Origin of the sequence: Streptomyces sp. NPDC059477 (assembly GCF_042749375.1) — a bacterium.
Lineage (GTDB): Bacteria > Actinomycetota > Actinomycetes > Streptomycetales > Streptomycetaceae > Streptomyces.
This window is the reverse complement of the sequence record NZ_JBHYUG010000164.1, coordinates 1-4547: the sequence shown is the minus strand read 5'-3', so window position 1 is coordinate 4547 and position 4547 is coordinate 1. Positions and strand designations below refer to the sequence as shown.

The following is a 4547-nucleotide window of genomic DNA, read 5'->3' as shown; positions in this document are numbered from 1 at the left end:
GGCGCCCCCCCCCCCCCGCGGGGGCCCCCGCCCCCCCCCCCGCCCCCCCCCCCCCCCCCCCCCCCCCGGGGGGGGCCCCCCCGCCCGGCCGTCCTTCGGCGCCACCCCGGCGGGCCGGGCGCTCCACGAGTCGCCGGGCCGGCGCCTGGTCGCCCCCTGACCAGCGCGAAGCGCCTCGGCTAGGACGGTGAGGACCGTGTGGACGGCATTGTCAGTCCCGCCTCCTAGTCTCCGCCCATGGGAATGACCGGAGAATACGTACGTCTGACCGCCGCCGAACTCGACCGGGCGCTCGGCGACCCCGAGTGGGCCCGGGAGCGGGTCGGCGAGCTGGCCGAGGCGGCGGACGCCGTGGAGGGACCCGTACCCGAGCCTCGGCTGCACAGCACGGAGAAGACCTGGCACGCCCTGGACTTCCTGCTGCGCCGCCGGGCGTTCCCCGTCGACATCGTGTTCGGTGAGGACGACCTCCCCGGCGCGGCGGAATGGGGCCACGGACCGCCCCGCTACCTCACCCCCGACCGGGTCCGGCTGGCCGCCGAGGCCCTCGCCGCCCTCACCCCCGAGGCCCTGGACGAGGACGTGAACCCGGCGGACCTCACCGCGGCCGAGATCTACCCCCACATCTGGGAGCGCGACGGCACGCTGGACTGGGTGACCGCGGAGTACCAGGAACTGGCCCGCTTCTTCCGGATCGCCGCCCGCTACCGGCAGGCCGTCGTCCTGTGGATCGGCTGATACCCGACGGCACCGCGGACGGGGGCGAGCGGTCCGGCTCCCGTGGCCCCGTCCCTTGTTCGAGTATCCGTACGTCCGCCCGGACCGGGCCGAAGTGGCTGTCGGGGCGGTCGCCGACCCGAGCCGGCGGTGCCACGGGTGGGCAGGCCGTTCGAACCTCGGGCCGGGGCCCGCGAGTCGTTCTCCCCGCGAGCCCACTCACCTTCCCCGAGGAGGAGTTGGCCGAGATCGTACGGTGCTGGACGCCGTGCCGATCCTGGCCCGCGTCCCGCTGGAGCGGGCCGCCGTACGCGCGGCGAGCGCCGGGCGGGGCGCCCCGCTGGTGGCCGGTTCCGGCACCCCGGGCGCGGTCCCGTCGGACCCGGGCGCACGGGCTGTGGCCGAGAGCCGGGGCGGGCGCCGCGCCCAGGCCGGTCCGCGCCCACCCCGCGCGCACTCCGCCCCGCCTCCCCCGGCCGTGTTCACGGTCCGTCAACACTGCGTGCGAAATTCCGTCGGGTGGGCGTCAGGAGGCTGTCAGGATGGGTGGATGTCCGCCTCTTCCGTCCCTCCCAGCCATCCCGCCTTCGCCGACCGCCCGGAAGTCCTGGACCGGCGTGAGGGCCCCTACGGCGAGGTCGTGCTGCGCAGACACGGCGAGTTGCTCCAGATCATCGCCAACGGCTGTTTTCTGATGGACACCTCGGACGGCCGCTCCGAGCGGCTGCTGATCGACGCGGCGCTCTCCGCGCTGGACGGGCGACCCACGCCCAGCGTCCTGATCGGCGGGCTCGGCGTCGGGTTCTCGCTCGCACACGCCGCCGCCGATCCCCGCTGGGGCCGGATCACGGTCGTGGAGCGCGAACCGGCCGTCATCGACTGGCATCGCGCGGGCCCGCTCGCCGAGTTCACCCGCGAGGCCCTCGCCGACCCGCGCACCGAGATCGTCCAGGCGGATCTGGTCGCGTACGTCAATGAGACGTGCGCCACTTATGACGCCCTGTGCCTCGACATCGACAACGGGCCCGGATGGACCGTCACCGAGGACAATGACGGACTCTATTCGGAGACCGGAATCGCAAGCTGCGCAAGGGTCTTGAACCCCGGTGGGGTACTCGCCGTATGGTCCGCGAAACCCTCTCCGGAATTTGAAGGAACCTTGGGGAATGCCGGATTGCACCGTGTGCGTACCGAAGAGGTCCCGGTTGCCCGGGGCGTTCCGGACGTCGTGCATCTCGGCGTCCGGCCTGGATAGCAAAGGCGCGGGGACTGCCCGTACGCTGCGTACCTGGCGCGGATGATTCAAGCGTCAAGCGCAGTCAAGGAATCACCCCACGGATTCCGGAAAGCACACTTCAGGGGCGGGCGATGGAGCAGACACACACCTCCCAGAACAGCGCGGCGGCCACGGCCACACCCGGCGCACAGCGACGGGTGCTGGTGGTCGAGGACGACCCGACGATCGTCGACGCCATCGCGGCCCGGCTGCGCGCCGAGGGATTTCTGGTGCAGACCGCCGGGGACGGACCGGCGGCGGTCGACACGGCCGAGGCATGGCAGCCCGATCTGCTGATCCTCGACATCATGCTGCCCGGCTTCGACGGTCTGGAGGTCTGCCGCCGGGTGCAGGCCCAGCGCCCGGTGCCGGTGCTGATGCTCACGGCGCGTGACGACGAGACGGACATGCTGGTCGGGCTCGGCGTCGGCGCGGACGACTACATGACCAAGCCGTTCTCGATGCGGGAGCTGGCGGCGCGGGTGCATGTGCTGCTGCGCCGGGTGGAGCGGGCGGCGATCGCCGCGTCCACGCCGAGGAGCGGCATCCTGCGCCTGGGCGAGCTGGAGATCGACCACGCGCAGCGCAGGGTGCGGGTGCGCTCGGAGGACGTGCATCTGACGCCCACCGAGTTCGATCTGCTGGTGTGCCTGGCGAACACGCCCCGCGCGGTGCTCTCCCGTGAGCAGCTGCTGGCGGAGGTGTGGGACTGGGCGGACGCCTCCGGCACCCGGACCGTCGACAGCCACATCAAGGCGCTGCGGCGCAAGATCGGCGCCGAGCGGATCCGCACGGTGCACGGCGTGGGCTACGCGCTGGAGACACCGACGCCATGAGCGAGGGGCGGCCGGCCGCGAGAAAGAGCCCCGGGGGTGAGCCCTGGGGCGGCGTACGCCCGTTCTCGATCAAGACCAAGCTGGGCGCGCTGGTCGTCACCTCGGTACTGATCACCACCGGTCTGTCGATGATCGCCGTGCGCACCCAGACCGAGCTGCGGTTCATCACGGTCTTCTCGATGATCGCCACGCTGCTGATCACACAGTTCGTGGCGCACTCGCTGACCGCGCCGCTGGACGACATGAACGCGGTGGCCCGGTCGATCTCGCACGGCGACTACACCCGCCGGGTGCGCGAGAACCGCCGGGACGAGCTGGGTGATCTGGCCGTCACCATCAACCGCATGGCGGACGAGCTGGAGGCGCAGGACCATCAGCGCAAGGAGCTGGTGGCGAATGTCTCGCACGAGCTGCGCACCCCGATCGCGGGGCTGCGGGCGGTGCTGGAGAACATCGTGGACGGGGTCACCCAGGCCGATCCCGAGACCATGCGTACCGCCCTGAAGCAGACCGAGCGGCTGGGCCGGCTGGTGGAGACGCTGCTGGACCTGTCCCGTCTGGACCACGGGGTGGTGCCGCTCAAGCAGCGCCGGTTCGAGGTGTGGCCGTATCTGTCGGGGGTGCTGAAGGAGGCCAACATGGTGTCCTCGGCGCGCGCGGGCATGGCCTCCGGGTCGGGCGGTCACACCCGTACGGACGTACATCTGCATCTGGATGTCTCCCCGCCGGAGCTGACCGCGCACGCCGATCCGGAGCGGATCCACCAGGTGGTGGCCAATCTGATCGACAACGCGGTCAAGCACAGCCCGCCGCACGGCCGGGTCACGCTCCGGGCCCGGCGCGGCGCGCGTCCGGAGTCGCTGGAGCTGGAGGTGCTGGACGAGGGGCCCGGGATTCCGCGCTCGGAGTGGCATCGGGTGTTCGAGCGGTTCAACCGGGGGGCGGTCAATCGGCCGCACGGTCCGGGCAGCGACGGCGGTACGGGGCTGGGGCTGGCGATCGCGCGCTGGGCCGTCGATCTGCACGGCGGCCGGATCGGAGTGGCCGAATCCGATAGGGGCTGCCGGATCCTTGTCACCCTTCCGGGAGATCGCTTTCTGCCAAGTTGACGTAAACTTTGCTCGGGAACGCTTCGGGCCCGGATGCACCGGGCCACCACGGACACGTGTGATCAGGCACGGGTCGGCATCGGGTCGGCGCGCGACACGCGCCGGACCTGGGCGGACGCATTTCTTCAGAGGCGGAACCCCGCTTGTTTCCCGCCATTTCCAGCCCCGAAACACGCTTTCGGATGTGACTTGCGCGACGTTGAACCGGCCCGACCTGACCTTCCCGGTCATGGGGGCGTAGCCTTAATTCCCGCTGTCCCATCACTTGTGAAGCGGAAGAGGGCGGTTGCCGCCGTGTCGCCACAGTCCCCCAGTAACGCATCGAGCATCTCGACCGACGCCGACCCAGCGGGCAAGAACCCCGCTGCCGCGTTCGGTCCGAACGAGTGGCTCGTCGACGAGATCTATCAGCAGTACCTCCAGGACCCGAATTCGGTAGACCGCGCCTGGTGGGACTTCTTCGCCGACTACAAGCCGGGGGCCCCCGCGGCCCCGGCTCCGGCGGGTACCGCAGCCGCGGGGGCTGCGGAGACCACCACCCCGGCTCCGGCCACCCCGGCGCCGCCCGCGCCCGTCACCCCGGCGGCGGCCCCGGCCCCCGCGCAGGCG

Annotated in this window: 5 protein-coding genes; all 5 read left to right on the top strand. The window is 71.8% G+C overall.

Annotated elements, in window-relative coordinates:
- Window positions 1-237 precede the first annotated feature (237 nt).
- A complete protein-coding gene (locus tag ACFXAZ_RS38815; protein ID WP_384601594.1) occupies window positions 238-738 on the top strand; it encodes a YfbM family protein in 501 nt (166 codons plus the stop codon).
- Window positions 739-1267: 529 nt separating this feature from the next.
- Window positions 1268-1972, top strand: coding sequence for a spermidine synthase (locus ACFXAZ_RS38810; protein WP_384601591.1), 705 nt, complete (start codon window positions 1268-1270; stop codon window positions 1970-1972).
- 113 nt (window positions 1973-2085) lie between these two features.
- On the top strand, window positions 2086-2829 hold the full coding sequence (locus tag ACFXAZ_RS38805) for a response regulator transcription factor (protein ID WP_384601589.1): 744 nt from the start codon (window positions 2086-2088) through the stop codon (window positions 2827-2829).
- Window positions 2826-3938, top strand: a complete 1113-nt coding sequence (locus ACFXAZ_RS38800) for an ATP-binding protein (RefSeq protein WP_384601586.1) — start codon at window positions 2826-2828, stop codon at window positions 3936-3938. Before ACFXAZ_RS38805 ends, ACFXAZ_RS38800 begins: the two co-directional genes overlap by 4 nt.
- A gap of 294 nt (window positions 3939-4232) precedes the next feature.
- Window positions 4233-4547: hypothetical protein (locus ACFXAZ_RS38795; protein WP_384601583.1), on the top strand; the 315-nt coding region annotated here is incomplete at its 3' end.